Here is a 273-nt window from a genome sequence, read left to right as displayed (position 1 = left end):
GCTTGCTCGCCGTGCTTGCAGCGCGCGAAGCCATGCGGCAGGCCGGACTTTCCTGGGACGAGGGGAATGCCCATCGCTTCGGCGCGACAGTGGGCGTCGGATTTACCGGTTCATACGCAACAGAACAAACTTACCGCTCACTGCTTTTGGGTAGCGCAATCCGTGCTGAACTCTTCACTGGAGTAAAGGTGATGCCCAGCGCCGCTTCCGTCCATCTTAGCTTGAGCCTCGGCTTGCGCGGGCCGGTCTTCGGGGTGACCTCCGCATGTGCCT

General features: G+C 61.5%; 1 protein-coding gene. It reads left to right on the top strand.

Features of this window, described 5'->3' with window-relative positions; translation table 11 throughout:
• Window positions 1–273 (top strand): beta-ketoacyl synthase N-terminal-like domain-containing protein (locus EOB59_RS35125; protein WP_281061755.1); only part of this gene is annotated, 273 nt, incomplete at both ends.

The sequence above is a fragment of the Mesorhizobium sp. M7A.F.Ca.MR.176.00.0.0 genome (assembly GCF_004023165.1).
GTDB lineage: Bacteria > Pseudomonadota > Alphaproteobacteria > Rhizobiales > Rhizobiaceae > Mesorhizobium.
Note: the sequence above shows the minus strand (reverse complement) of the source record. Positions and strands in the feature narration are given on the sequence as shown.